Here is a 24,814-nt window from a genome sequence, read left to right as displayed (position 1 = left end):
TACGGCGCAGCCGTTCCGCGGCGACACCGGAGGTGGGTCGATGAGGATCGATCTGGTCAGCGAGCACGCCAGCCCGCTCGCCGCGATCGGCGGCGTCGACGCCGGCGGGCAGAACGTGCACGTCGCCGCGCTGGCCGCCGGGCTCGCCCGGCGCGGCCACGAGGTCACCGTGCACACCCGCCGGGACAACGCCGCGCTGCCCGACCGGGTGACCACCGACGACGGCTACGACGTCGTCCACGTCACCGCGGGCCCGGCCGAGGCGCTGCCCAAGGACGAGCTCCTGCCGCACATGCCGGCCTTCGCCCGGGTGCTCCGGCACGGCTGGGCGGCGCAGGCCCCCGATGTCGTGCACGCGCACTTCTGGATGAGCGGCCTGGCGTCGGTGGAGGCCTCGGCCAGTCTGTTCACCCCGGTCCCGGTGCTGCAGACCTTCCACGCCCTGGGCTCGGTCAAGCGCCGCCACCAGGGCGACGCGGACACCTCGCCGGCCGAGCGGGTCGACCTCGAGCGCGGGCTGTGCCGCGACGTCAGCCACGTCGTGGCCACCTGCTCCGACGAGGTCTTCGAGCTGCGCCGCCTGGGCCTGCCCAGCGACCGGGTCTCGATCGTGCCCTGCGGGGTCGACACCTCGGTGTTCACGCCCCGCGGCCCGGTGGCGCCGCGCGGCGATCGGAAACGGCTGCTCGTCCTGGGCCGGATCGTCGAGCGCAAGGGCCAGGACGACGCCGTCCGGGCGCTGCGCGCGGTGCCCGACGCCGAGCTGGTCGTCGTCGGCGGGCCCCCGGCCGGCGAGCTGGCCGCCGATCCGGAGGTGCAGCGGCTGCGCGCCGTCGCCGCCGACGCCGGGGTCGCCGACCGGCTGGTGTTCACCGGCGCCGTCGCGCGGACCGACGTCCCCGCGTGGGTGCGCTCGGCCGACGTCGTCCTCGCCGTCCCCTGGTACGAGCCGTTCGGCATCACGCCGCTGGAGGCCATGGCCTGTGGGCGGCCGGTCGTCGCCACCGCCGTCGGCGGGCTCCAGGACACCGTCGTCGACGGCGTCACCGGGGACCTCGTCCCCGCGCGCGACCCGGAGCGGCTCGGTGAGGTCATCGCCGCGCTGCTCGCCGACGACGAACGCCGCGCCGCCTACGGCGCCGCAGGGGTGAAGCGGGCGCGGGCCCGCTACCGCTGGGCCCGCGTCGTCGCCGACACCGAAACCGTCTACCGCCAGGTGCTCACCCGGCGCCGTCCCGTGGAGGTCGCCCGATGAGCGTCTCACCGCACTCGTTCTTCGAGAACGTCGCCACCCAGGTGCCGCAGCCGGAGACCTGCACCCACCTGACCGGGGCCGACCACGTCGCCTCGCTCATGGGCGCGCTGCGCTCGGTCGACGCCCAGGTGGACGTGCTCGACCGCTGGGGCCGGCTGCTCGCCGACGTGCTGTGCGGCGAGTCCCGCGGACGCCTGCTGGCCGCGGGCAACGGGGGGAGCGCCGCCCAGGCCCAGCACCTCACCGCCGAGCTGGTGGGCCGCTACCGCGCCGACCGGCCGCCCTTCTCGGCCATCTGCCTCACGGCGGAGACGTCGTCGCTGACCGCCATCGCCAACGACTACCCGGCCGACGAGCTGTTCGCCCGCCAGGTGGAGGCGCACGGGCGCGCCGGCGACGTCCTCGTCCTGCTGTCCACGTCGGGTCGTTCGCCCAACGCCGTCGCCGCCGCCCGCCGGGCCCGCGAGTGCGGCATCACCACGCTGGCGATCACCGGCCCGGCGCCCAACCCGCTGGCCGCCGCCGCCGACGAGGCCGTCTGCATCGACTCGCCGTGGACGGCGACCGTGCAGGAGTGCCACCTGGTCGCCCTGCACCTGGTCTGCGCGGCGTTCGACGCCGCGGTGCTCGCCGAGCCGCCGCGGGTGCCCTCCGGCCCGTCCTTCGAGGCCGCGCAGTGAGCCGGCCGCTCGTCGTCGTCGGTGACGCGCTGCTCGACGTCGACCTGGTCGGCACCGCCTCGCGGCTGACCCCCGATGCGCCGGTGCCGGTGGTCGAGGACATCGAGCGCCGCGAGCGCCCGGGCGGGGCGGCGCTGGCCGCCGTCATCGCCGCCGCCGCGGGCCCGCGCGAGGTCGTGCTGGTCGCGCCGATGGACACCGACGAGGGCGCGGCCCGGTTGCGGACGCTGCTCGAGGGCCGAGTCCGGCTGGTCGCGATCCCGGCCGGCGGCGGCACCGCTGTCAAGCAGCGGGTGCGCGTGGGCGATCACTCGGTCGCCCGGCTCGACAGCGGCGCACCGGTGGCCGAACTCGGCGAGCTCCCGGCCGAGGCCGCCGCGCTCATCCGCGACGCCGCCGCCGTGCTCGTCGCCGACTACGGCCGGGGGACGACGGCGGACCCGGCCGTCCGGGCCGCGCTGGGCGCCGCTCGGGGCCCGGTGGTCTGGGACCCGCACCCCCGCGGCGCCGACCCCGTGCGGAACGCCCGGCTGGTCACCCCCAACGGAGCCGAGGCCGCCCGCGTCGCGGCCTCGGCCGGCCTCGCAGCCGACGGCACCGGCCTGGCCGCCGTGGGAGCACGCGCCGAGGCCCTCATCCGGCACTGGGGCGTCGGGGCGGTCGCCGTCACCCTCGGCGCCCGCGGCGCCCTCCTCTCGTACGGCTCCGGAGCGCCCATGGTCGTGCCCGCGGCGGCCGTCACCGGCGGCGACCCCTGCGGCGCCGGTGACTCCTTCGCCGCCGCTGCCGCGCTGGCACTGGCCGACGGCGCGGTGACCGGGGAGGCAGTGGCCACCGCGGTCGCCTCCGCGTCGGCGTTCGTGGCGCGGGGCGGGGCCTCCGCCTGGGACGCCGCGGACCGGCCCGGGCCCGGCGTCGTCGCCGAGCCCGGCGCCGAGTCGGTCATCGCCCGGGTGCGCGCGGCGGGGGGCACCGTCGTCGCCACCGGCGGCTGCTTCGACCTGCTGCACCCCGGCCACGTCGCCACGCTGCGGGCCGCCCGAGGCCTGGGCGACTGCCTCGTCGTGTGCATCAACTCCGACGACTCGGTCCGCCGGCTCAAGGGCCCCTCCCGGCCGCTCGTGACGGCGGAGGACCGGGCCCGGGTGCTGGAGGCGCTGGAGTTCGTCGACGCGGTCGTGGTCTTCGGCGAGGACACCCCGGCGCAGGTGCTCGACCGGCTGCGGCCGGACGTGTGGGCGAAGGGTGGCGACTACGCCGGGGCGGACCTGCCCGAGGCCGCGGTGCTGCGCAGCTGGGGCGGCCAGGCCGTCGTGCTGCCCTACCTCGACGGCCACTCGACCACGGCCCTGGTCGAGCGCTCGAGAGTGTGAGGCCCGTCGCGGTCGTCCTCCGGCCGCTCGGGCTGGGGGACCTGCTCACCGGCGTGCCGGCCATCCGGGCGGTGCGGGCCGCCGTTCCCGGCCACCGGCTGGTCCTGGCGACGACGACGGCGCTGGAACCCCTCGCCCGGCTGATCGACGCGGTCGACGAGGTGCTGCCCGCCCGTGAGCTGGAGCCGCTGGACTGGGCCGGCTCGCGGCCGGAGCTCGCCGTCGACCTGCACGGAAAGGGCCCGGCCTCGCACGTGGTCGTCGCGGACCTCCGGCCGGATCGGCTGCTCACCTTCGACAGCCCCGGCTATCCCGGGCCCACCTGGTACCCCGACGAGCACGAGGTCCGGCGCTGGTGCCGGCTGGTCTCCGAGGGGCTGGGCGTCGCCGCCGACCCCGATGCCCTCGACATCGCGGTCCCGGCCGTCGCCCCGCCGGTGCGCGGCGCCACGGTGATCCACCCGGGCGCGGCGTTCCCCGGGCGGCGCTGGCCGCCGGACCGGTTCGCCGCCGTCGCAAGCCACCTCGCCGGCGCCGGTCACGACGTGCGGATCACCGGCGGCCCGGCCGAGGTCGAGCTGGCCCGCTCGGTGGCCGAGCAGGCCGGGCTGGGGGAGTCCGCGGTCCTCGCCGGGCGGACCACGTCGATGGAGCTCGCGGCCGTGGTCGCCGCAGCCCGCCTGGTCGTCTGCGGTGACACGGGCGTCGCACACCTGGCCACCGCCTACCGGCGGCCCTCGGTGGTGCTGTTCGGCCCGGTGTCCCCGGCGCTGTGGGGCCCGCCGCCGCGCCCGCAGCACATCGTCCTGTGGCACGGCGACGGCACCGGCGACCCCTGGGGCGCCGACCTCGACCCCGCCCTGGAGAAGATCACGGTCACCGAGGTGCTCGATGCCCTCGACCGCCTCCTCGAGGTGGCCTCGCCCGGAGGCTCCCCCCGAGAGGGGTGAGGGAACGGGGTCCTCCTACCGGCCGCGGTGCCATCGGCGAGGACCGCGGTGTCATCGCGTCAGGCGCGCTGGCGGAGCGCGTCGAAGAGGACGGTCTGGAGGTCGTTCTCGTCGACGGCCGAGTACGCCGCTCCACCGGTCGCGTCGGCGATCCGCTCGAGGGCGCTGATGTCGGCGTCCGGCCCCAGGGCGACACCGATCACCTTGATCGGCCGCTGGGGGTCGGCCTCCTCGGCCAGGGTGCTCAGCAGGGCGTCCAGGGTGAGCCCGGCGGCGTCGTCCTCGTTGGTGCCGTCGGTGACCATCAGCACGCTGTTGACGGCGGTGGGGTCGTAGTTCTCCCGCGCCGCCCGCACCGCGGCCAGCGTGGTGTCGTACAGGCCGGTGCCGCCGGGGGCCAGCCGCTCGGGGATCGTGTCGAGCTGGTCGTCGAGGACCTCGCGCTGCGTGCGGCCGTCGACGGCCGCGTCGACCTCCCGGGTGGGCACCAGCTCGGTCCAGTCGCGCTCGCCGTCGAGCTCGTAGGCGAACGCCCAGAGCCCCAGCGCGAAGTCGCCGGGTACGAGGGAGAGCGTGCTCTTGGCGGCGTCGCGGGCGAGGGTGGCGCGGGTGCCGTCGCCGACCGGTGCCTCCATGGACGTCGAGACGTCGAAGACGGTCAGCACCCGGGACGGCGTGGCCAGGCTGGACAGCCGGGTCAGGAGGGCCTGGAGCTGCGCGGCCTCGAACGGCACCACCGCGGGGCTCGCCTCCGCGATGCCGGTCGCGTCGCCGGCGCCCTCGGGCGCGGCGCCCTCGGGGCCGCGGAAGCCGGCGTCGCGCACGGCGGCCTGCGCGTCCTCGGAGAGCAGCCGGCGGACCACGACGTAGACGGCCTGCTGCTGGGCCCCGCTGGGAGCGCCGACCCGGAGCACCGGGTAGTCGAGCACGGGCGACCCCTCGGCGGGGTAGACGGCGACGAGGTTGGCCTCCGCGGCCTCGGTGTTGAGCGCGTAGACCTCCTGCTCGCTCACCGGCACGAGCGGTGCGTCCTCGCTGCCCTCGCTCCCGGCGGACAGGGCCTCGCCGGGCGAGAGGGCCGTGCTCCGTGCCGCGGACAGCACGGCCTGCACCACGGCGTTGTCCGCATCGGCGTCCCCGCCCAGCGCGGTGCGCACGGCGGCCAGCGCGGAGAGGGCCTCGGCGCTCGCGGCGAGGTCCGGTACCGCGAGCGGCCGACCGGTACCCAGGGCCTCGGCCCAACCCGGGGCGGCGTCGGACCACCCCAGGTCGTCGACGACGGCCCGGCTCGTGCCGATGACGACGGGGGAGACCGCCATCGAGCCGGCCTGCTCGAGCTGGGCGGCGCTGACCCGGGCCGCCCACAGGCGGGAGTCGGGCACCCACACGTCGGGGAGGGCGTCCTCCGCCAGTGCGCCGAGGGCGCCGGCGACCTGCAGCGGCTCCTGGGCGGTCACCTCGGCGGTGACGCACACCGCGCCGTCGGGCGATCCGAGGTCGGTGAGCAGCCCCTGGGACAGCTCACCCAGTTCGGGGGCGACGGCGACCTCGACCGTCACGTTCTCGTCACAGCCACCGCCCGCGGTGAGCCACCAGCCGAGGCCACCGAGGACCAGCACCACCGCGAGACCTGCGGCGATGAGGACGGGCGGCGCCGGACGGCGCTGGGTCGTGGGATCTGCGTGGCGGCCCATGCTCGCTCTCTAGGGTCGACTCGGGGTGATGCGGCTCCCCCCGAGCGCGCTGCTCAAGAGTAGATGTGTCCTGTGTCGCTCCACGGTGACTCTCGTCGCACGCGCCGCAACGGACGGTCAGACAGCGTGGGTCTACGTCGCACTGCGCCGGGCGGCGAACCAGTCGACGGTGCGCCGGAGACCCTCCTCCGACGTCACCCGGGGCCGCCAGCCGAGCAGTTGCTCGGCGCGGGTGGTGTCGGGGCGGCGCACCCTGGGATCGTCGACCGGCAGGTCGATGTAGTCGATGGGGGAGTCGGAGCCGGTCAGCTCGACGATCCAGCGGGCCAGCCGCAGCATCGACAGCTCGTCGGGGTTGCCGATGTTCACCGGGCCGGCGTGGCCGGAGAAGGCCAACTCGAGGATCCCGGCGACGGTGTCGTCGACGTAGCAGATCGAGCGGGTCTGCGACCCGTCGCCGGCGACGGTGAGCGGCCGGCCTTCGAGGGCCTGGTTGACGAAGGCGGGGATGGCGCGGCCGTCGTCGGCGCGCATCCGGGGGCCGTAGGTGTTGAAGATCCGCACGATGCCGGTGTCGGTGCCCTTCGACGTCCGGTAGGCGGTGGCCAGCGCCTCGCTGAAGCGCTTGGCCTCGTCGTAGACGCCCCGCGGGCCCACGGGGTTGACGTTGCCCCAGTATTCCTCGGTCTGCGGGTGCTGCAGCGGGTCGCCGTAGACCTCCGACGTCGAGGCGAGGACGTACCGGGCTCCCTTGTCGTGGGCGAGGCCCAGGGTGTGCAGCGTACCCAGGCTGCCGACCTTCAGCGTCTCGATCGGCATCTTGAGGTAGTCGATGGGGCTGGCGGGTGAGGCGAAGTGCAGGACCAGGTCGACCGGGCCGGGGACGTGCACGTAGTCGGTCACGTCGCAGCGGACCAGCCGGAAGCCGGGGTGCTCCAGCAGGTGCACGACGTTCTCGGGTGAGCCGGTGAGGAAGTTGTCGAGGCAGACCACCTCGACCCCTCGCTCGAGCAGCTGCTCGCACAGGTGGGAGCCGAGGAACCCGGCTCCTCCGGTGACGACCGCCCGGCGGATCGTCCGGGCCTCACGTACCGGCTGCTGCACCATGGCTGTCCTCCTCGACCGCTCGCGCGGATCGCGCGTTCCCCGCGCCCTACCCGAAGATCAACAACGCACACACTTCGACGCCGAAGTGTTTCCGCACCGGAACGCGGACGGGCCGCCGGCCTCCCGAAGGAGACCGGCGTCCCGCCGTGATCGCGAGGAGGCCTTAGTTCACGGCCTCTTCGTCCGGGATGGCGTTCGTCGGCGGGGTCGCCGGCTCGCCCTCGAACTCCTCGATCGGGGCGTCACCGATGTCGGTGGTCCGCACGCCCTGGACCTCCTCGGAGCCGTTGCCGACGATGCGCTCGATCGTCATGCCGCTGGTGCCCATGTGGCTCTCCTCGGAGTAGCGGAAGGGCGCGAAGACCGGGCCCTCCCACTCTCCACCGGCCTGCTCGACCGCCTCGATCAGACCCTCGCGGGTCGGGTTCTGGCCGGCTGCCTGCAGGGCCTGCGTCATGGTGTAGGCCTGCGACATGCCGTAGACGCGGTAGTTGGTGAGCTCCCCCTCGCCACCGCACTCGTCCCAGATCCGCTGGAACTCCTGGATCCAGGGGTTGTCGGCCATGTCCACCGTCGGCAGGTAGCCGGTGGTCAGCGCGCCGTCGAGCAGGCTGGCGTCGGAGACCTGGCCCTCGCTGAAGCGGTTCAGCAGCGAGCCGACGAGCGTCGGGTCCGAACCCACGTTCGAGTAGAACCACTGCGGCTGGTAGCCGAGCTGCAGCGCGGTCAGCTGCGAGAGCGCGGTGTAGCTGGGCACGTTGAACCCGACCACGAAGTCGGCCCCGGCCTGCTGCAGCGCCGCGATCTGCGGGCCGACGTTGGTGTTGCCCGGGGTGTACCGCTCGGCCGCGACGATCTGGTCGTCGATGTACTGGCGGATGCCGGCCTCGCCGTCCTCGCCGAAGTCGTCGTCCTGGAGGAAGAGCCCGACCTGCGCGTCGGGGAAGTTCTCGGCGATGTACTCGCCGATGATCTTGCCCTCGCTCATGTAGTCGGTCTGCCACCCGAACGACATCGGGTAGGTCTCCGGGTCGTCGCCCCACATCAGCGAGCCCGAGGAGACGAACAGGTCGGGCACGCCCTCGTCGTTGAGGAAGTCGATCACGGCGCTGTGGGTCGGCGTACCCAGGCCGCTCATCATCGCGAAGATCTCGTCCTCGAGGACGAGCTCGTTGGTGACCTGGCTGGTCTGGGTGGGGTTGTAGGCGTCGTCCCGGTAGATGAACTCGATCTCGCGACCGTTGACCCCGCCCTCCTGGTTCAGGCACTCGAAGTAGGCCTGCACGCCGGTGGGGATCTCGCTGTAGCCGGGGGCGGCCACACCGGTCAGTGGGTAGTGGGCGCCGAGCTTGATCGAGGTCTCGGTGACGCCGATGTCGGAGGCCTCGTTCTCGCCCCCACCACCACCACCGCTGGCGCCGCCACCGCTGTCATCGCTGCCGCCGCAGGCGGCGAGGGTGGAGGCGACGGTGGCCGCGGCGACCGCGGTCATGAGTCGACGGGAGGATCTGGACAACAGTTCTCCTCTGGTGCGGCCCGGGCGTCGGTGCCCGGGAGTATGGATGGGGTGGAGCGGCCGGATCAGGCGGGTCGAGGGGGTCGCCCTCACCCCCTGCTGCTCGCGCCGGCGGCGCCGGCCTGAGCCATCGCCCGCTTGGCCTTGCGGGTCATCCACCGGAGGCGGATGGTCCCGACGAAGCCGGCCGGAGCGGCGATCATCACCACGATGAGCACGACGCCGTAGACGAACGGCGCCAGCTGTGCGGCCTCGGTCTGGTTGAGCCCGAAGTCGACGCCGAGGTTGGTGACGAACGGCGGGAGGAAGACCAGCAGCGCCGAGCCGAGCAGGGCGCCGATCAGGCTCCCCAGGCCGCCGATGACGATCGCGGTGAGCAGGGCGATGGAGAGCACGAGCGTGAAGCCGCTGGGGGCCGCGAGGCGGACGACGATGGCCAGCACGCCACCGGCCAGCCCGGCCGCGGCCGCGCTGACGACGAACGCCAGCACCCGCCAGGCGCCGAGGTTGATGCCGGCCAGCTCCGCGGCGACCTCCTGGTCACGCACCGCCCGCCAGGTGCGCCCGATCCGGCTGCGGATCAGGTTGGCCAGGAAGAAGTACGTGATCAGCAGGCAGACCGCGCCGACGTAGGCCAGCCACTTGGTGCTCGACGCCGCGTTGCCCGACACCGCCTCGATGAAGCCGTCGAACCACTCCGGGGCCTGCGGGGCGCGCACCCGCATGCCCTGCTCGCCGCCGAAGATGTCGTGGAAGTAGATCGCCAGACCGGGCAGGCCGACGGCGAGCGCGAGCGTCGCACCGGCCAGGTACGGGCCGTGCAGCCGGGCGGCGGCCACCCCGACGAGGGCGCCGATCGCCGTGGCCACCACGACCGCGGCGAGCAGGATCACCGGCAGGGGCAGCGGCTCCTCGGCGTCGAGGAACAACGCCGTGGTGTAGGCGCCGGCCGCCATGAGCGCACCGTGGCCGAGCGAGATCTGCCCGTTCATCCCGGTGAGCACGGTGAGGCCACCGGCAGCGATGGCGTAATAGGTGAGGGTCGCCAGCTGCGAGTTCTGGAACGGGCTGGTGATCTCGAGGATCACCACCGCCAGCACGGCGCAGACGGCGAGCACCAGCAGGTGGCGCAGCAGCGTGGACCCGGGCAGGAAGGAACGGCCGGCCTTGGCCGGTGCCGAGGGGGTGTCCCCGCCGGCGGTGGCCTTGACGGGCGCCTCGGAGGAGGCCTTGCCGGCCGTGCCGGGGGTGGAGGCGGGGCTCTGCAGGTCGCTCATGGTCATGCCCTCCGAGCCGTGGTGCTGCTGAACAGGCCGCCCGGACGCACCAGCAGCACGACGATGAGGATGACCAGGGCGGAGATGTTGACCAGCGCGCTCCCGCGCGGGGCGTAGCCGCTCACGTAGCTCAGCGCCAGGCCCAGGATCAGCCCACCGACGATGGCACCGACCGGCGAGTCGAGGCCGCCGATGATCGCGGCGACGAACCCGAACACGATCAGCGCGTCCATGTAGGCCGGCCAGACGAACGTGCCCCCGGCGATCAGCAGGCCCGAGAGCGAGCCGACGACGGCGGCCAGCCCCCACCCGAGAGTGAGCATGCTGCCGACCTTGACGCCGAGCAGTCGGGCGACCTCCTGGCTGAACGCCGAGGCGCGCATGGCCAGGCCGACGCGGGTGAACCTGAACAGCGCGACCAGCAGCGCCATGACGATCAGCACCGAGCCGATGATGTAGAGGCTGGTCGGCGTCAGCGGGATCGTCGTGTCACCGACCTCGAACCCACGCACGCCGAACGGCGTGGGGAACGACTGGAACGACGAGCCGAAAATGATCGCGATGCTCGCCTGGATGGCGACGAAGAGGCCGAGCGTCACGATGACCGCGTTGAGCTCGGGGCCACCCTCGACCGGGCGGATGATCACCCGCTCCACGATGGCGCCGAGGACGAAGCCCGAGGCCAGGGCGACGATCAGCGCCACCCAGTAGGAGGCGCCGGCCTGGACGAGGGCGAGGGCGATGAACGTGGTGGCCGCGGCCATCGAGCCCTGGGCGAAGTTGACGATGCGGGTCGATCGCCAGATGAGCACCAGGGCCAGGGCGAAGGCCGAGTAGATCATGCCCTGGGTGAACCCGGTGAGGGTCACGTTGACGAAGTAGTCCACGGAGGAGGAAGCCTTCCTGGCAGTGCGGGGAGGGTCAGAAACCGAGGTAGGCGTGCCGGAGGTCCTCGTCGGCCATCAGCGTGCGGGCGGAGTCGGTGACCACCACCCGGCCGAGGTTGAGGACGACGCCGACGTCGGCGACCGACAGGGCGCTGCGGGCGTTCTGCTCGACCAGCAGCACCGACAGGTTCTCGGAGTCCACCAGCTGGCGGAGCAGTCCGAAGATCTGCGCGACGATGCGCGGGGCGAGTCCCAGCGACGGCTCGTCGAGCAGCAGGACGCGCGGCTGGGCCAGCAGCGCCCGGCCGATGACGAGCATCTGCCGCTCACCGCCGGACAGGGTGTGGGCCGCGTTGTTCTTGCGCTCGGCGATGCGTGGGAACAGGTCGTAGACCCGGTCGAACTCCTCCTTGCCGACCTTGCCGCGGAAGAGCGCACCGACCCGCAGGTTCTCGTCGACGGTGAGCTCGGAGATCACGCCGCGGCCCTCGGGGACGTGCGCCATGCCCTTGCTGACCATCGCCTCGACCGGTGCCTTGGTGATGTCCTCGCCGTCGAGGAGCACTCGTCCGGCGACCGGGCGGACCAGGCCGCTGATGGTGCGCAGCAGCGTCGTCTTGCCCGCTCCGTTGGCTCCCAGGACGGCGGTGATCCGCCCGGCCTCAGCCGAGAGGGAGACGCCGTCGAGGGCGCGGACCGGCCCGTAGGTGGAGGTGAGCCCCTCCACCTCGAGCAGGCGGGTCGTAGTGGCGGTACCGCCGGTCGCGCTGCCGCCGGTGGCGGACAGCGCCGTGCTGCCGTGGATCTCAGGCATGGGTCCGTCCTCCGTCGGCGTGGGTCAGCTCGTCGGCGTCGGCCATCGGGTCGACGGCGTCGCCGAGGTAGGCCTCGGTGACCGCCGGGTCGGCCTGGACCTGCGCCGGGGTGCCGGCGGCGATCTGCTTGCCCGAGTCGAGGACGGTGATCCGGTCGCAGACCCGCATGACCAGGTCCATGTGGTGCTCGACCAGGAGCACGCTCATCCGGCCGACGACCGAGCGGATCAGGTCGCCGAGCTCGTTCATCTCGTCCTCGGAGAGGCCGCTGGCGGGCTCGTCGAGCAGCAGCAGCTCGGGCTCGGCGACCAGCGCCCGGGCCAGCGCGACCCGCTTCTGCACCGGGTAGGGCAGCGAGCCGGGGTAGCGGCCGGCGTACTCCCCGGCGTTCAGCTCGATCAGTGCCCGCATCGCCCGCTCGCGCAGCAGCCGCTCGTCCTTGTCCGACGTGGGCAGCGCCAGCAGTGCCGGGAAGAAGCCGGCGCGGGCGTGCCGGTGGGCGCCGACCATGACGTTCTCCAGCACGGTCATGCCGGGGAACAGGCCGACCCCCTGCAGGGTGCGGGCGATGCCCAGGGAGGTGAGCTTGCTGGGCTTGAGCCGGCGCATCTCCTCCCCACGCCAGGTGATCCGGCCCGACGTCGGGCGGACCAGGCCGCACGCGACGTTGAACAGGGTCGTCTTGCCGGCCCCGTTCGGGCCGATCAGTCCGTGCACCTGGCCCGGCTCGACGGTCACCGACACGTCGGTGAGGGCCAGCACGCCGCCGAAGGCGACGTTGATCCCGGTCATCTCGAGCCGGGCCGTGGGCGGTGATTCGTGCGTTCGCTGGCTGCCAGGCGGCTGCGCCAAGGGGCCCACTGCTCCTCTGCATCGGCGGGATCGCCGCCCCGTGAGCGGGGCGGCGAGTCGGGTCGCGGGTACGTCCCGCTGAGCGTGCACGGCGGTGTCGCCGGTCACAATGGGCGCACCGCACAGCGATCACGAGATCGGGTTGTGCTGTGTGTCCCGGGGTCTCGGTGAGGTGGGGATCATGGGGCGCACGGGGCCGCTGGGGAACGGGTGGACCGGAGGTCGGTGACGGGTCGCCGACGACCGCCGGGTCGCGGGGGCCGGCGTCGATTGGGTCACGACTGTGCTGTGCCGAGCCTGCCCGGCTGTGTCCGCACTCACAATGGGCTGATCGCACAGTCATGCGCGTCTCGTGTTGTGCTTTCAGCGGCGCCGTCGGAGGAGGTGATCGCGTGCAGCCCTTCCGTCCGGAGGTGGCGACCAGGCTCGGGCAGCTGGCGCCCCGGCTGATGGACCAGCTCGACGCGATGACCGACCGGATGCTCGACGTGCTGGTCCGCACGGAGCCGGCCTACCGCGAGCTGGTCGAGCAGTCCGAGCCGGACGTGCGGATGTCCACGCGGTCGAACCTCGAGAACGGGCTCCGGTCGCTGATGTCCGCGGCGGCCGGCACCGGGACCCCCCGCCTGACGTCGGCGCGGGAGGTCGGCCGGCGGCGGGCGGCGCAGGGCCTGCCGCTCGAGGCGGTGCTGCGGGCCTACCGGCTCGGGGGGCAGGTCACCTGGGAGGCGCTGCTCCTGGTCTCCCGAAGCGGCACGGGCCAGCACGACACCCTGCTGTTGGAGGTCGCCGGCTCGGTCTGGCGCACGAACGACGCGGAGTGCGCGGCGGTCGCCGAGGGCTACCGGCAGGAGCAGCGGCGGCTCGACGGCGTCGACGAGCAGGCCCGGCAGCAGGCGCTCGACGGCCTGCTGGAGGGCCGGGGGAGCGATCCGGCGTTCGTGCGCAGTGCCGCGGAGACGCTGGCCATGCCGCTCGACGGTCGGCTCATGGCGGTCGTGGCGCTGCCGGGTTCCGGTGGGGTTCCGGCGCTCGACGCCCCGGGCGAGGCGTTGCTCAAGCGCGGCGTCCGGTCGGTGTGGGGGGCTCGCGGTGACGCCCAGGTGGGTGTCGTGGTGCTCGCGGCGATCCGCCCGGGCGATCTCCTGAGCCTGCTGCGGGAGGCCGCGAACGGCCCGGTCGGGGTGTCCGACGTCGTCGAGGGCGCCGCCGCGGTCGGTGCGGCCTACCGCCTGGCCGAGACGGCGGTGCGCACGCTGCCCGCAGGGGTGCGCCGCGTGGTCAGCATCGACGACCGGCTGCCCGAGGCGCTGCTGAGCAACTCACCCGAGATCAGCTCCCGCCTGGTGGGCCAGTCCCTCGGCGGGCTGCTCGAGCTGCCCGACGACGAGCGCGGGGTGCTGCTGGACACGCTCGCGGCGTTCCTCGCCGCCGACGGGTCACCGACCCGCGCCGCCGACGCGCTGTACTGCCACCGGAACACCGTGATGCACCGGCTCCGGCGGATCGAGTCGGTGACCGGCCGGAAGGTGACCGACCCGCGGTCGCGGCTGCTCTGGCAGCTGGCCCTGCTGGGCACCGAGCACGGTGAGCCTGCCCGGCGCTCCGCCTAGCGGGAGGGCTCCGCTCCCTGACCCCTGGTAGGCCGGGGGAGCCTCCGGACGGCACCGCTACTGCAGGTAGCTCTCCACCTGCTGCTCGGGGCGGGCCTGCGCCTCGTCCGGGTTCTCGTCGTACTGCCGCTTCGCCCGGCGCTGTCGCAGCAGGTCCCAGCACTGGTCGAGGTCGGCCTCGAGCTTGCTCATGCGGGCCCGCGTCTCGTCGGTGTGCTCGCTGCTGTCGCGCAGCGCGTGCTCCTCGTCGACCAGGGTGTGGATGCGCTTCAGGATGTCTTCCTCGTCCATGCTCCGGTCCGTGCCCGGGGACGCGGGCGCGAAACGGCGAGGGCGGTCAACCCTGGCCGGGGACCCAGCCCTCCACGAACGCGGCCAGCCGGCGGTGCACGCCCCCGCCGGCGCGGCCGAGGGCCAGCAGGGCGGCGCGGTCCAGCGGTACCCGGACGGTGCGCCGGTCGCCGGCCCGGGTGCTGACGGCGTGACCCGCGGCGACGAGCTCGGGCCAGGGCCGGGAGAGCTGGGCGCGGACCCGATCCAGCGCCGCGGTCGTCGGGCCCGCGTTGCCCTCGACCATCGCCGTCACGAGACCGGGGTCGCTGCCGATCACCCGGGTCCCGTCGCGGAAGCTGCCGGCGGCGAGCGCCAGCGCGAGCGGTCCGGCATCGGCGGCCGCGGCGGCGAGGGCGGCGGCCAGCAGGTGCGGGACGTGGCTGATGGCGGCGACGGCGTCGTCGTGCTCGGCGGCGGTGACCGGCACGACCTCCGCGCCCACCGCGAGCGCCACCTCGGCCACCCGGAGCCATCGCGGCAGCTCCGTCTCCGGCTCCAGGCAGAGCGCCCAGCGGGCGCCGGTGAACAGCCCGGGGTCGGTGGCTCCGTGGCCCGAGCGCTCGGTGCCGCACATGGGGTGCCCGCCGACGAAACGCCGTCCCAGCGCGCCGCCGACGGCGTCGAGCACCGGGACCTTCACCGAGCCCAGGTCGGTCACCGTCGCGTCGGGGTCGATGGTCAGCCCGTCGAGGGCCGTCGCCATCACCGGGAGCGGCACGGCGAGCACGACCACGCCGGAGAGCTCGCGGGTGATCCGGACGCCTCGTGCGGCCGCCGCCTCCCGGGCGGCCGGGTCCACGTCCCAGCCGGACACCGGGTGCCCCGCGGCCGCCAGCGCGGCGGCCAGCGAGCCACCGAGCTGGCCCAGCCCCACCACACCGACCGGGGGAGCGGGCATGGTCGGGACCGGGAACGACGGCGCCCCACCGGTGGGTGGGCCCCCAGGGCGTGCGGCTTCGGCCATGATCAGAGGCTATGACGTCGACCTGCCCGCTCCTGCCGCCCTCCGCGCCATGACGCCCCGCTCGCTCCCGCTCACCCCGGAGCTCGCCGAGTGCGTCCGCGTCTCCTCCGACGCGGTCGACGACGTGATGGCCCTCCTGCGGAACCTGCCGGCGGAGGAGACCCCCGGCCCGACCCTGCTGCGCGAGCGATGAGCGAAGGCGCAGGAATGGGCCCGGCCAGCTACGCGGTGCGGGTCGCCCGCATCGGCTCCCGCTGGAAGGTGGACCTGCTCGCCGCCGACGCCGGTGACGAGCTCCCGGTGCTCGAGCGGGCGCTGGGGGAACCCGGCGCCGGGGGCTGGCCGCCGCCGTTCGTGCTCGTCGTCGACTCGCGGCTGTACTTCGTGGCGCTGCGGCACGGCCCCGGCGGCATGGTGCGGGCGCTGATCTCCGACGCGACGATGCTCGAGTGGGTGCTCGCCGCCGAGGTGGTGGAGCGCTACGGCATCGGCGTCGACACCGAGGGCGCCTTCGACGACGACGAGACCGGCTGGCCCGGCGGCGACCTCGACCTGTTCGCCGACGACGGGCTGCCGGCCGAGGAGCTGAGGCCGATCGTGACCGCTGACGACCTGTGGGCCAACGAGATGGTGGCCCGGATCGCCACCCGGCTGGGCTTCGCCGACGAGCTGGCCGCGGCGGTGACCCCGTGACGGTCTCGGCGGTGGTGTTCGACCTGGGCGGCGTGATCACCGAGAGCCCGATGCATGCTTTTGCCGCCTACGAGCGGGAGGCCGGGCTGCCCGAGGGGCTCATCCGGCAGCTGAACTCGACCGATCCCGACACGAACGCCTGGGCGCGGTACGAGCGCAACGAGCTCGACGTCGCCGGGTTCTCCGCCGCGTTCGAGGCCGAGGCCGCCGCGCTGGGCCACCGGATCGACGCCTCCCGCGTGCTCGCCGGCCTGCGGGGTGAGCTGCGCCCGGCGATGGTCGAGGCGGTGCGCCGGCTGCGGGAGGCCGGGCTGCCCGTGGGCCTGCTGTCGAACAACGTGGCGCCGATGGAGCGGACCGGACCGCTGGGCGACCTGCTCGGCCTGTTCGACACGGTCGTCGAGTCGTCGGTCGAGGGCGTGCGGAAGCCGGAGCCGGAGATCTACCGGCGGGCGCTGGACCGGCTGTCGGACGCCGTGGGCCGCCGGATCGAGGCGACCGACTGCGCCTACCTCGACGACCTGGGCATCAACCTCAAGCCGGCCCGGGCCCTGGGCTTCGCGACCATCAAGGTCGTCGACCCGGCCGCTGCACTGTCCGAGCTCTCCGAGCTGGTCGGCTTCCCCCTGGATGGGGCCGCGTGAGCCGGGCCGGGGAGTCGTCCCCGGCCCGGTCGGTCTCTGCTTCCCCTGGGAAGCAGAGACCGACCGCCCGCGGAGGTACCCGGTGACCCCCGACCTCGACGTCACCATGGGGCGGGCGCTCGAGCTGGCGGCCGCCGCGGCGGAGTGGGGCGACACGCCCATCGGCGCCGTCGTCCTCGGGCCCGGCGGCGCGGTGCTCGCCGAGGCGGCCAACGAGCGGGAGAAGCGGGGCGACCCGACGGCGCACGCCGAGGTGCTCGCGCTGCGCGCCGCGGCGGCCGTGCACGGCGACGGCTGGCGGCTCGCCGGCTGCACGCTGGTGGTTACGCTCGAGCCCTGCACGATGTGCGCCGGGGCGAGCGTGCTGTCGCGGGTCGACCGGGTGGTCTACGGCGCCGACGACCCCAAGGCCGGGGCGGCCGGATCGCTGTGGGACGTGGTCCGCGACCGGCGGCTGAACCACCGGCCCGAGGTCACCGGCGGTGTCCGCGCCGAGGAGTGCGGCGCGCTGCTACGTGCCTTCTTCCGCCGTCAGCGGGGCCTGTAGTCTCTTCGGCGGTGGCGTGTCCGAGCGGCCGAAGGAGCACGCCTCGAAAGCGTGTGAGGTGCAAGCCTCCGTGGGTTCAAATCCCACCGCCACCGCCAGCCAGTAGTTCCGACGGCGGCGTCCGCACGGGTCCCCGGACCCGGCGGGCGCCGCCGTCGTCGTCCCGGCGGTCCGCTCAGGCGGGGAAGTCGCTGTCGAGGACCAACTGCCCGTCCCGGACCAGGAACGTGAACACGTGCGGCCCGGTCTCGCGGCGGCCGTCGGCGAAGCGGAGCTCCATGGTGGCCGTCGCCGTCGTCTGCCCGTCCGCCGCCCGGATGTCGCTCAGGCGCACGTCCTCGAACTGGTTCCAGTAGCGGATGTAGCCGTCCCGGCTGATGTTCGCCCGCAGCGTCGGGCCGGTGAGCTCCCACGCCTGCGCCGGATCACGGATGACCAGCCGGTGGTACTCCCGCACGAAGTTCCGGATGTTCCGCTCGGACAGCGGGTCGCCGCGGTCCTCACCGTCGCCGTCGCCCGCCTCGTCCCCGTTCTCCTCCTCGTTCCCGTTCCCCTCGTCGTCGCCACCGTCGCCGTCCTCCGTGTCCTCGTCCGGCGGGGGGACGACGGGGGCCGCGGGTTCGTCCTGCACCGGTTGCGTGGGCGCCGGCTCCTCGCTGGAGGCGGGCGCCTCGGACGTCCCCGTCGTGGAGGGCGCCGCCGTGTCGTCGGGGCCGCGGCCGCCCGAGGTGCCCAGCCACAGTCCGAGCACGCCCAGCAGCACGACGGCGACGACCCCGCCGGTGACCCACGCACCCCGGCGTCGGCGCCCGGTCGGTGCGGAGGTGGGAGCGGAGGCAGATGCCGGGGGAGCCTCCGCGGCAGCGGCAGCGGCAGCGGCAGCGGCCTCGGCCGCGGGCGGGACCGGGGCGGGCGTGGGTGGGCCGGCGGATCCCTGCGGAGGGGTGGCGGCGAACACCGCCGTGCCGGCGGGCCCGGACGACGGCCGCAGGTCCGTGCGGGCCAGCAGCACCGTCGTCGGGTCGCCGTCCCGGCCGGCGGCCAGCCGGGCCAGCTCGTCGCGCACCTCGGTCATCGGTGGCCGCGCGGTGGGGGCCTCGGCGAGCATCCGCAGCAGTGGCTCGGTGAGCGCCCCGGCGCGGAGCGGGGGCGTGATCCGCCCCGCGGCGACCCGGTGCAGCATGCCGAGCGCGTTGTCCTCCATGCCGAACGGGGGCGTGCCCTCGAGGCAGGTGTAGAGCGTGGCCCCGAGGGAGAAGACGTCGCTGGCCTCGGTCATCTCGTGACCCTGGGCCACCTCGGGGGCGAGGAACGCCGGGGTGCCGGTGATCTGGCCGGTCTGGGTGAGGGTGACGTCGCCGCGGGCGTGCGAGATGCCGAAGTCGGTGATCTTGACCAGACCGGCGACACGGCCGCCCTGCCCGATGAGGATGTTGGCCGGCTTCACGTCCCGGTGGACGATCCCGGCCGCGTGCGTGGCCGCCAGCGCGTCGGCGACCTGCGCCCCGATCTGCGCGACCAGGCCTGCCTGCAGGACGCCCTCGGTGCCGAGCACCTCCGCGAGGCTGCGCGAGGGCAGGTACTCCATCACCAGCCAGGGCGCCCCGCCCTCCAGGGCGACGTCGTACACCGAGATCGCGTGCGGGTGGCTCAGCCGGGCGGCGATGCGACCCTCGCGCAGCGCCCGCCGGCGCTGCTCGTCGATCTGCTTGTCGTCGGCTCCCAGCGGCGAGAGCACCTGCTTGACCGCGACCTGCCTGCCCAGCAGCTCGTCGCGCGCGAGCCAGACGGTACCCATCCCACCGCCGCCGATCTGGGACTCCAGCCGGTAGCGGCCGGCGACGAGCCGGCCGGGCCCGGTGACGGGACGGGTCATCGGCGGGCGGGTGGCGGGCTCAGACGGTGGAGGGCACGCCGTACCGGCGTGCGTACTCCTCGCGCGCACCCTCGGGCAGGGCGTCGTAGAGCTCGCCGAGCTCGGTGTGCGCCCCGGGGTCGAGGTCGTCGAAGATCCGCTGCCACGTGGGCGGGTCGTCGTAGCTGCGTGTCAGCAGCAGTTCCCAGGCCTGCGCCTGGCGGTCGCGCTTGCTGCGCTCGGCGACGAACTCGGACAGGTACCGGTCCTTCGCCGCCGTCTTCTCCGCGGCGGTGGCGCCGGCCGGCAGCTCGCCGGCGTCGCCCCCCTTGAGCACGCCGACGATCGCATCGACGACGTCCGGCCGCACCTCGCCGTGCTCACCCATGTCCTGCGCCTCCTCGTCTCGGCCCGCAGTTCCGAGCTCTTCCCCGCCGGACGTCCGGCGAACCGCTCTCGGGTGCAGGATGCCGCACGACGCGTCGGACGGCCCGTCCGGTGGTGTCCCGGCGACCGCCGCACGGGCGCCCGGTAGGATCGCTGCCGTACCTGGAGGATTCGCCTAGTGGCCTATGGCGCTCGCTTGGAAAGCGGGTTGGGGGCAACCCCTCGGGAGTTCGAATCTCCCATCCTCCGCAGTACGGGCGGGCCCCCGGCAGCACGCCGGGGGCCCGACGCATCCGTGGGCCCGCTCGGTCAGGCGCCGGCAGTCGGCGGGACTGGGGCCGGACGCTGCAGGCGGCGGAGGTACAGGCCCGCGACGGCGGCCAGGACGAGCAGGCCGCCGGCCAGTGCCGCCGGCGCCAGTCGCTCCCCCAGCAGCAGGGCGGCCAGTGCGGTCGCCGTCAGCGGCTCCAGCAAGGTGACGATGGACGCCACCGCCCCCGGCACCGTGCGCAGCCCCGCGAAGAACATCGCGTAGGCAGCTGCGCTGGGGACGACGCCCAGGTACAGCAGCACGCCGAGGGCGACCGGGTCGGTGGTGAACCGCAGGCCGGCGGCCAGCGCCACGGGGGTGAGCAGCAGCGCCCCGCCGGCGAAGCCGACGAGGGTCACCGGGACCCCGGCGGGCACGCCGGCGCCGGCGAGCGTGACGACGGTGTAGCCGAGGGCCGAGCCGACCGCCAGGAGGGCGCCGAGCACGACGGCGGAGCCGGTGTCGGCGCCGGCCGAGACGCCGACGAGCAGCACCAGCCCGACGAGGGCCACGACCAGCGCGACGGCGGTGGTCCGGTCGGGCCGGCCGTGACCCAGCAGGGCGGCGCCTACGGCGATCAGGAGCGGCGCGAGGCCCAGCGCCACGAGAGTGGCGATGCTGACCCCGCTCGTCGCGACCGCGGCGAAGTAGGCCAGCTGGTAGACGGCCAGCCCGGCGCCGACCATGAGCAGGCGGACGACGGTGCCGCGGGTGACCGCCGGAGCGGGCCGGGACCGGCGCCGTGTGGACGCCCGGACGGTGAGGAGGACCACCGCGCCGATGGCCATCCGGTGCCAGGCGATGTCGAGCGGGCCGAGATCGCTGTGCCGGGCGACCACCGCGCCGCTGAGGCCGGAGGTGCCCCAGCAGAGGGCGGCGACCACGACGAGGGGAAAGCCCCGGCGGGCGGCGGCGGGCACGGCGTGCGTCCGCTCGCCGTTCGCGGTGAGGTCGGGCGTGGACATGACGCTCCAGGTGCCGGATCCGGTCGGGGGGCTCGTCACGGAGCGCGGCGCACGGCCCCCGCCGGTCGGGGGGTGCACGGATCGCTCCGGGTCAGGACCGGGGCGGGGGGAGCACGAGACGGAGGCGGGGCGTCACGGGCAGGAGCCTAGCGGGGCGCGGCGCTCCGGCCGAGCCGCGTGGTCTACAGTGGCTGTCGACCCCTCGTGTGGCGTCACCCTGTGAACCTCCCCAGGGCCGGAAGGCAGCAAGGATAAGCGGGCTCTGGCGGGTGCGCGAGGGGTCCTTTGCATGCTTCCCACGGTGCCTCGGACCGCACCGCGGGCCAGGTGCCGTTCCCCTGGTGTGCGGAGCCGCTGCCCATGTCCGGTGGGGAGCCCTCCGGGCGCCGCGACCCGGTCCACGACCGTGGTCACCTGCGTGCGCCGCCCTGTCGGCGTCGGGACGTAACCTGCCCACGTGGCTCTGGCGCTCTACCGCAAGTACCGCCCGGCGACCTTCGCCGAGGTGGTCGGGCAGGAGCACGTCACGACGCCGCTGATGAACGCGGTCGACGGCGGGCGGATCAACCACGCCTACCTGTTCAGCGGCCCCCGCGGCTGCGGCAAGACGTCGTCGGCGCGCATCCTGGCCCGCTCGTTGAACTGCGTGCAGGGGCCGACGTCCACGCCGTGCGGGGTCTGCGAGTCCTGCGTCGCGCTGGCGCCCGACGGTCCCGGCTCGCTGGACGTCATGGAGATCGACGCGGCCAGTCACGGTGGCGTCGACGACGCCCGCGACCTCCGCGAGCGCGCGTTCTTCGCCCCGGTGAACAGCCGCTACAAGGTCTACATCGTCGACGAGGCGCACATGGTCACCACGCAGGGCTTCAACGCCCTGCTCAAGGTGGTCGAAGAGCCGCCGGACTTCCTGGTCTTCGTCTTCGCGACGACCGAGCCGGAGAAGGTCCTCCCGACCATCCGCTCCCGCACCCACCACTACCCGTTCCGGCTGGTGCCGCCGACCACGCTGCGCGGCCTGCTGGAGAGGACCTGCGCGGCCGAGGGGGTGACGGTCGAGCCGACCGTCTACCCGCTGGTGGTCCGCGCCGGCGGCGGCTCGGTCCGCGACTCGCTGTCCATCCTCGACCAGCTCCTGGCCGGCGCCGGTCCCGAGGGCGTGACCTACCGGACCGCGGTCGGCCTGCTCGGCGTCACCGACGACGCACTGCTCGACGAGACGATCGACGCCCTCGCCGCCTCCGACGCGCCCGGTGTCTTCCGCGCCGTCGACCGCGTGGTCGAGGCCGGGCACGACCCGCGCCGCTTCGCCACCGACCTGCTCGACCGGCTGCGCGACCTGATCGTCCTCGACGCCGTGCCCGACGCCGGTGGCAACGGGCTGCTCGACTGCCCGCCCGACCGGCTGGACCTGATGAACCAGCAGGCCCAGGCGCTCGGCTCGGCCACCTTGTCCCGCATGGCGGACACGGTGCACGAGGGCCTGGCCGAGATGCGCGGGACGACGGCGCCGCGGCTGCTGCTGGAGCTGGTGTGCGCCCGCATGCTGCTGCCGGCCACCGACGGCTCGGCCGCCGCGACCCTGCAGCGCCTCGAGCGGCTCGAGCGCCGGATGTCGATCGCCGGCGAGCACGCCGGCCGCCCCGCCGCGGAGGTCGGGCACCGGGAGACCGCAGTTCCCGAGGCGCCCCGCGAGTCGGTGCCCGCCGCCACCGGCCCGGCCCCGGACGGCCCGGCCTCCGGGCACCGGCGGGAGTTCGTCCGCAGGTCGCAGGCCCAGCAGCAGCCCGCGGCCCAGCCGGTCACCCCCGCCACGCCCCGGCCGCCGAGCGCCGACCAGCCGCCGGCCCCGGCCGCAGTTGCGGCGACCGCACCCGCGCCGGCCGCACCCCGGCCCGCGCCGGAGCCCACCGCGCCCGCGCCTGGACCGGAGCGCAGCACACCCGCGCCGGCTGCACCTGCGCCCGCGGCCGCTCCCGCGCCGGCCGCGTCGGGGGACGGCTGGCCGGAGACCGCACGGCCGGGGAGCCGGCCCCGTTCCGCAGCCGCCGCCCCCGTGGGCGACGACTGGCCGGAGACGGCCCAGCCGGGCAGCCGGCCGCGCAGCGGGGCGCCGGCCGCTCCGGCAGCGCGCGCCACCGAGCCGGCTCCGGCCCGGCGCGCCCGGGTGGCGGCGGAGGAGCCGGACATCCCGCTGCCGCCCGAGCCCACCGACGACGAGGACTGGCCGCACCCGGCGCAGCCCGCCGCCGTGCAGGCCGCGGCTGCGCGGGTCGAGCAGCCGCGCCCGCCGGCATCCCCGCCGCGCGCCGCCGCCGAGTCCTCGCCCGCACCGCGGGGTGGGGAGCCGACGCCGGTCGTGTCGGCCAACCCGCCGGAGACCGCGTCCGACGGCGAGTTGACCACCACCGACGTCCGCCGGGTGTGGCCGGAGCTGCTCGCCGTGGTGAAGAAGCACAAGCGGACCACCGAGGCGCTGCTGAAGAACGCCCAGGTGCACCAGCTGGCCAACGGCGTCCTCACGCTCTCCACGTCCTCGCCGGCGCTGGCGCGGCGGCTGGGTGACGACCTGAACAAGGACGTCCTCCGCGAGGCGCTCAACGAGCTGCTGGGGGTGCGCTGGCGGGTCGACGCCGTCGTCGAGGGCGCCGGCCCGGCGGCCGGTGCGGCACGGAACGCGGCTCCGGAGGCGGCGCGCGAGGCGGCGCGGGCGGCCGAGGCCGCCGAGGCGCGGGAGCTGATGGCCGAGCGCGCGGCGGAGACCTCCACCGGCGGCGATCGCGAGCCCGAGCCGGCCGTCGACCAGGAGCAGGCGGCGCTGCAGCTGCTGCGCGCCCAGCTCGGTGCCCGTCCGGTCGACAGCTGACCGGCGGGGCGGCGCGCCCTCACCTGTCGCACTCGCGGCCTACTCTCGTGGCATGTTCCCCGGAGGCCAGCAGCCCGACCTGTCGCAGCTCATGAAGCAGGCGCAGCAGATGCAGCAGCAGCTCGCCGCCGCCCAGCAGGAGCTGGCGGCCACCGAGGTCACCGGCACCGCCGGCGGCGGCCTGGTCTCGGCGACGATGACCGGCGACGGCGACCTGACCGCGCTCACCATCGCGCCCGACGCCGTCGACCCCGACGACCTCGAGACGCTGCAGGACCTCGTCGTCGCCGCCGTCCGGGACGCCAAGCGGGCTGCCGACGAGCTGACCGCCAACCGCATGGGCCCGCTGGCCGGTGGGCTCGGCGGCGGCCTGGGGCTGCCCGGCCTCTGATCGGGCGCGCCCGCCCGATCCACTTCACAACCCGAGGAGCACCGTGTACGAGGGTGCCGTCCAGGACCTGATCGACGAGCTCGGTCGCCTGCCCGGCGTGGGGCCGAAGAGCGCCCAGCGCATCGCCTTCCACCTGCTGTCGTCCGAGTCGGCCGACGTCAGCCGGCTGGTGGCGGCCCTGACCCGGGTCCAGGAGTCGGTCCGGTTCTGCGTGACCTGCTACAACGTGGCCGAGGCCGAGCAGTGCCGCATCTGCCGCGATCCGCGCCGCTCCGACGACGTCCTCTGCGTCGTCGAGGAGCCCAAGGACGTCGTCGCCATCGAGCGAACCCGTGAGTTCCGCGGTCGCTACCACGTGCTCGGCGGCGCGATCAGCCCCATCGACGGGGTCGGCCCCGACGACCTGCGGGTCAAGGAGCTGATGTCCCGGCTGATGAACGGCGCCGTCACCGAGCTGATCATCGCCACCGACCCGAACCTCGAGGGTGAGGCGACCGCGGCCTACCTGGCCCGGCTGGTCGGTCCGATGGGGCTCGCGGTCTCCCGGCTGGCCAGCGGTCTGCCGGTGGGCGGCGACCTGGAGTACGCCGACGAGGTCACGCTCGGCCGGGCCTTCGAGGGTCGCCGCCGCATCGACGCCTGAAGCCGACCGCCTCCGCCTGCCTGTTCACCAGCCACGACCCCCCGTCGTCGACCTGCTGGCCGACCGGATCTCGGTGCTCCACCGGGGCTTGCTGGTCGAGAGGGCACCGCGGCGCCGGTCGGTCCGGGAACAGCTCCAGTGGAAGGATTCCCGTGCCCCCCGCCGCTCGGGAGCTGGCGCCCGGGCCCTGCACGAGGGCC

Annotated in this window: 24 protein-coding genes, 2 tRNA genes and 1 other RNA gene; 15 read left to right on the top strand and 12 right to left on the bottom strand. The window is 74.7% G+C overall.

The annotated features are described in order from the left end of the window. Positions 1–40 precede the first annotated feature (40 nt). Genes ACI791_RS05615 through ACI791_RS05600 form a run of 4 tightly spaced genes read left to right on the top strand, consistent with a single transcriptional unit; the run spans position 41 to position 4,258 of the window. On the top strand, positions 41–1,255 hold the full coding sequence (locus tag ACI791_RS05615; protein WP_456585136.1) for a glycosyltransferase: 1,215 nt from the start codon (positions 41–43) through the stop codon (positions 1,253–1,255). Further along, entirely contained in the window at positions 1,252–1,935 is a 684-nt protein-coding gene (locus tag ACI791_RS05610; RefSeq protein WP_456585135.1) for a D-sedoheptulose-7-phosphate isomerase, read from the top strand. Before ACI791_RS05615 ends, ACI791_RS05610 begins: the two co-directional genes overlap by 4 nt. Next, positions 1,932–3,308, top strand: a complete 1,377-nt coding sequence (rfaE2, locus tag ACI791_RS05605) for a D-glycero-beta-D-manno-heptose 1-phosphate adenylyltransferase (RefSeq protein ID WP_456585134.1) — start codon at positions 1,932–1,934, stop codon at positions 3,306–3,308. Before ACI791_RS05610 ends, rfaE2 begins: the two co-directional genes overlap by 4 nt. Next, positions 3,305–4,258: a glycosyltransferase family 9 protein gene (locus tag ACI791_RS05600; protein WP_456585133.1), complete on the top strand. Its 954-nt coding sequence runs from the start codon at positions 3,305–3,307 to the stop codon at positions 4,256–4,258. The genes rfaE2 and ACI791_RS05600 overlap by 4 nt, the downstream gene beginning before the upstream one ends. Positions 4,259–4,317: 59 nt before the next feature. On the opposite strand, the gene ACI791_RS05595 is transcribed toward ACI791_RS05600, so the two are convergent. The 7 genes from ACI791_RS05595 to ACI791_RS05565 form a co-directional block, all read right to left on the bottom strand. Continuing rightward, positions 4,318–5,952: a VWA domain-containing protein gene (locus ACI791_RS05595; protein ID WP_456585132.1), complete on the bottom strand. Its 1,635-nt coding sequence runs from the start codon at positions 5,950–5,952 to the stop codon at positions 4,318–4,320. Between the two features lie 132 nt (positions 5,953–6,084). Further along, on the bottom strand, positions 6,085–7,059 hold the full coding sequence (locus ACI791_RS05590) for a UDP-glucuronic acid decarboxylase family protein (protein ID WP_456585131.1): 975 nt from the start codon (positions 7,057–7,059) through the stop codon (positions 6,085–6,087). A 163-nt stretch (positions 7,060–7,222) separates the two neighbouring features. Further along, entirely contained in the window at positions 7,223–8,551 is a 1,329-nt protein-coding gene (locus tag ACI791_RS05585; RefSeq protein WP_456585130.1) for an ABC transporter substrate-binding protein, read from the bottom strand. 113 nt (positions 8,552–8,664) lie between these two features. Continuing rightward, on the bottom strand, positions 8,665–9,852 hold the full coding sequence (locus ACI791_RS05580) for a branched-chain amino acid ABC transporter permease (protein ID WP_456585129.1): 1,188 nt from the start codon (positions 9,850–9,852) through the stop codon (positions 8,665–8,667). 2 nt (positions 9,853–9,854) lie between these two features. After that, entirely contained in the window at positions 9,855–10,739 is an 885-nt protein-coding gene (locus ACI791_RS05575; RefSeq protein ID WP_456585128.1) for a branched-chain amino acid ABC transporter permease, read from the bottom strand. A gap of 34 nt (positions 10,740–10,773) precedes the next feature. Continuing rightward, complete coding sequence (locus ACI791_RS05570) at positions 10,774–11,553, bottom strand: ABC transporter ATP-binding protein (RefSeq protein ID WP_456585127.1); 780 nt, start codon at positions 11,551–11,553, stop codon at positions 10,774–10,776. Continuing rightward, the gene (locus ACI791_RS05565; protein WP_456585126.1) at positions 11,546–12,415 is read right to left on the bottom strand and encodes an ABC transporter ATP-binding protein; all 870 of its coding nucleotides are present in this window, start codon (positions 12,413–12,415) and stop codon (positions 11,546–11,548) included. The genes ACI791_RS05570 and ACI791_RS05565 overlap by 8 nt, the downstream gene beginning before the upstream one ends. 383 nt (positions 12,416–12,798) lie before the next feature. Here ACI791_RS05565 and ACI791_RS05560 point away from each other — a divergent pair, with 383 nt between their 5' ends. Beyond that, a complete protein-coding gene (locus tag ACI791_RS05560; RefSeq protein WP_456585125.1) occupies positions 12,799–14,019 on the top strand; it encodes a PucR family transcriptional regulator in 1,221 nt (406 codons plus the stop codon). A 57-nt stretch (positions 14,020–14,076) separates the two neighbouring features. Here ACI791_RS05560 and ACI791_RS05555 read toward each other — a convergent pair whose 3' ends face one another. Continuing rightward, positions 14,077–14,310, bottom strand: coding sequence for a DUF2630 family protein (locus ACI791_RS05555; protein ID WP_347059083.1), 234 nt, complete (start codon positions 14,308–14,310; stop codon positions 14,077–14,079). Between the two features lie 46 nt (positions 14,311–14,356). Continuing rightward, positions 14,357–15,250 (bottom strand): prephenate dehydrogenase/arogenate dehydrogenase family protein, encoded by an 894-nt coding sequence (locus ACI791_RS05550; protein ID WP_456585124.1) that lies wholly within the window; start codon positions 15,248–15,250, stop codon positions 14,357–14,359. A gap of 64 nt (positions 15,251–15,314) precedes the next feature. Between ACI791_RS05550 and ACI791_RS05545 the strand changes: the two genes are divergently transcribed. From ACI791_RS05545 to ACI791_RS05525, 5 genes are all read left to right on the top strand, one after another. Further along, the gene (locus tag ACI791_RS05545; protein ID WP_456585123.1) at positions 15,315–15,509 is read left to right on the top strand and encodes a hypothetical protein; all 195 of its coding nucleotides are present in this window, start codon (positions 15,315–15,317) and stop codon (positions 15,507–15,509) included. Beyond that, complete coding sequence (locus tag ACI791_RS05540) at positions 15,506–16,009, top strand: tRNA adenosine deaminase-associated protein (protein WP_456585122.1); 504 nt, start codon at positions 15,506–15,508, stop codon at positions 16,007–16,009. Before ACI791_RS05545 ends, ACI791_RS05540 begins: the two co-directional genes overlap by 4 nt. Next, positions 16,006–16,653, top strand: a complete 648-nt coding sequence (locus ACI791_RS05535) for an HAD-IA family hydrolase (RefSeq protein WP_347059090.1) — start codon at positions 16,006–16,008, stop codon at positions 16,651–16,653. Before ACI791_RS05540 ends, ACI791_RS05535 begins: the two co-directional genes overlap by 4 nt. A gap of 82 nt (positions 16,654–16,735) precedes the next feature. Continuing rightward, positions 16,736–17,200 (top strand): nucleoside deaminase, encoded by a 465-nt coding sequence (locus tag ACI791_RS05530; RefSeq protein ID WP_456585121.1) that lies wholly within the window; start codon positions 16,736–16,738, stop codon positions 17,198–17,200. A 10-nt stretch (positions 17,201–17,210) separates the two neighbouring features. Then, a tRNA-Ser gene (locus ACI791_RS05525) sits at positions 17,211–17,298 on the top strand. 77 nt (positions 17,299–17,375) lie between these two features. On the opposite strand, the gene ACI791_RS05520 is transcribed toward ACI791_RS05525, so the two are convergent. After that, the gene (locus ACI791_RS05520; RefSeq protein ID WP_456585120.1) at positions 17,376–19,076 is read right to left on the bottom strand and encodes a serine/threonine-protein kinase; all 1,701 of its coding nucleotides are present in this window, start codon (positions 19,074–19,076) and stop codon (positions 17,376–17,378) included. Between the two features lie 19 nt (positions 19,077–19,095). Beyond that, a complete protein-coding gene (locus tag ACI791_RS05515; protein WP_347059095.1) occupies positions 19,096–19,443 on the bottom strand; it encodes a hypothetical protein in 348 nt (115 codons plus the stop codon). Positions 19,444–19,606: 163 nt separating this feature from the next. Here ACI791_RS05515 and ACI791_RS05510 point away from each other — a divergent pair. Continuing rightward, positions 19,607–19,691 (top strand) — tRNA-Ser (locus ACI791_RS05510). Positions 19,692–19,751: 60 nt separating this feature from the next. On the opposite strand, the gene ACI791_RS05505 is transcribed toward ACI791_RS05510, so the two are convergent. Continuing rightward, positions 19,752–20,717: a DMT family transporter gene (locus ACI791_RS05505; RefSeq protein ID WP_456585119.1), complete on the bottom strand. Its 966-nt coding sequence runs from the start codon at positions 20,715–20,717 to the stop codon at positions 19,752–19,754. A 193-nt stretch (positions 20,718–20,910) separates the two neighbouring features. Between ACI791_RS05505 and ffs the strand changes: the two genes are divergently transcribed. The 4 genes from ffs to recR all read left to right on the top strand — a co-directional run bounded on the left by ffs (position 20,911) and on the right by recR (position 24,614). Continuing rightward, positions 20,911–21,006, top strand: an RNA gene (gene ffs / locus ACI791_RS05500) — signal recognition particle sRNA small type. A gap of 168 nt (positions 21,007–21,174) precedes the next feature. Further along, complete coding sequence (locus tag ACI791_RS05495; RefSeq protein WP_456585118.1) at positions 21,175–23,580, top strand: DNA polymerase III subunit gamma and tau; 2,406 nt, start codon at positions 21,175–21,177, stop codon at positions 23,578–23,580. 52 nt (positions 23,581–23,632) lie between these two features. Next, positions 23,633–23,971: a YbaB/EbfC family nucleoid-associated protein gene (locus tag ACI791_RS05490; protein ID WP_456585117.1), complete on the top strand. Its 339-nt coding sequence runs from the start codon at positions 23,633–23,635 to the stop codon at positions 23,969–23,971. A 43-nt stretch (positions 23,972–24,014) separates the two neighbouring features. Continuing rightward, complete coding sequence (gene recR, locus ACI791_RS05485; RefSeq protein ID WP_456585116.1) at positions 24,015–24,614, top strand: recombination mediator RecR; 600 nt, start codon at positions 24,015–24,017, stop codon at positions 24,612–24,614. Positions 24,615–24,814 lie beyond the last annotated feature (200 nt).

Source organism: Blastococcus sp. SYSU DS0973, from assembly GCF_054051055.1.
This window is presented reverse-complemented; position numbering and strand designations above follow the sequence as displayed.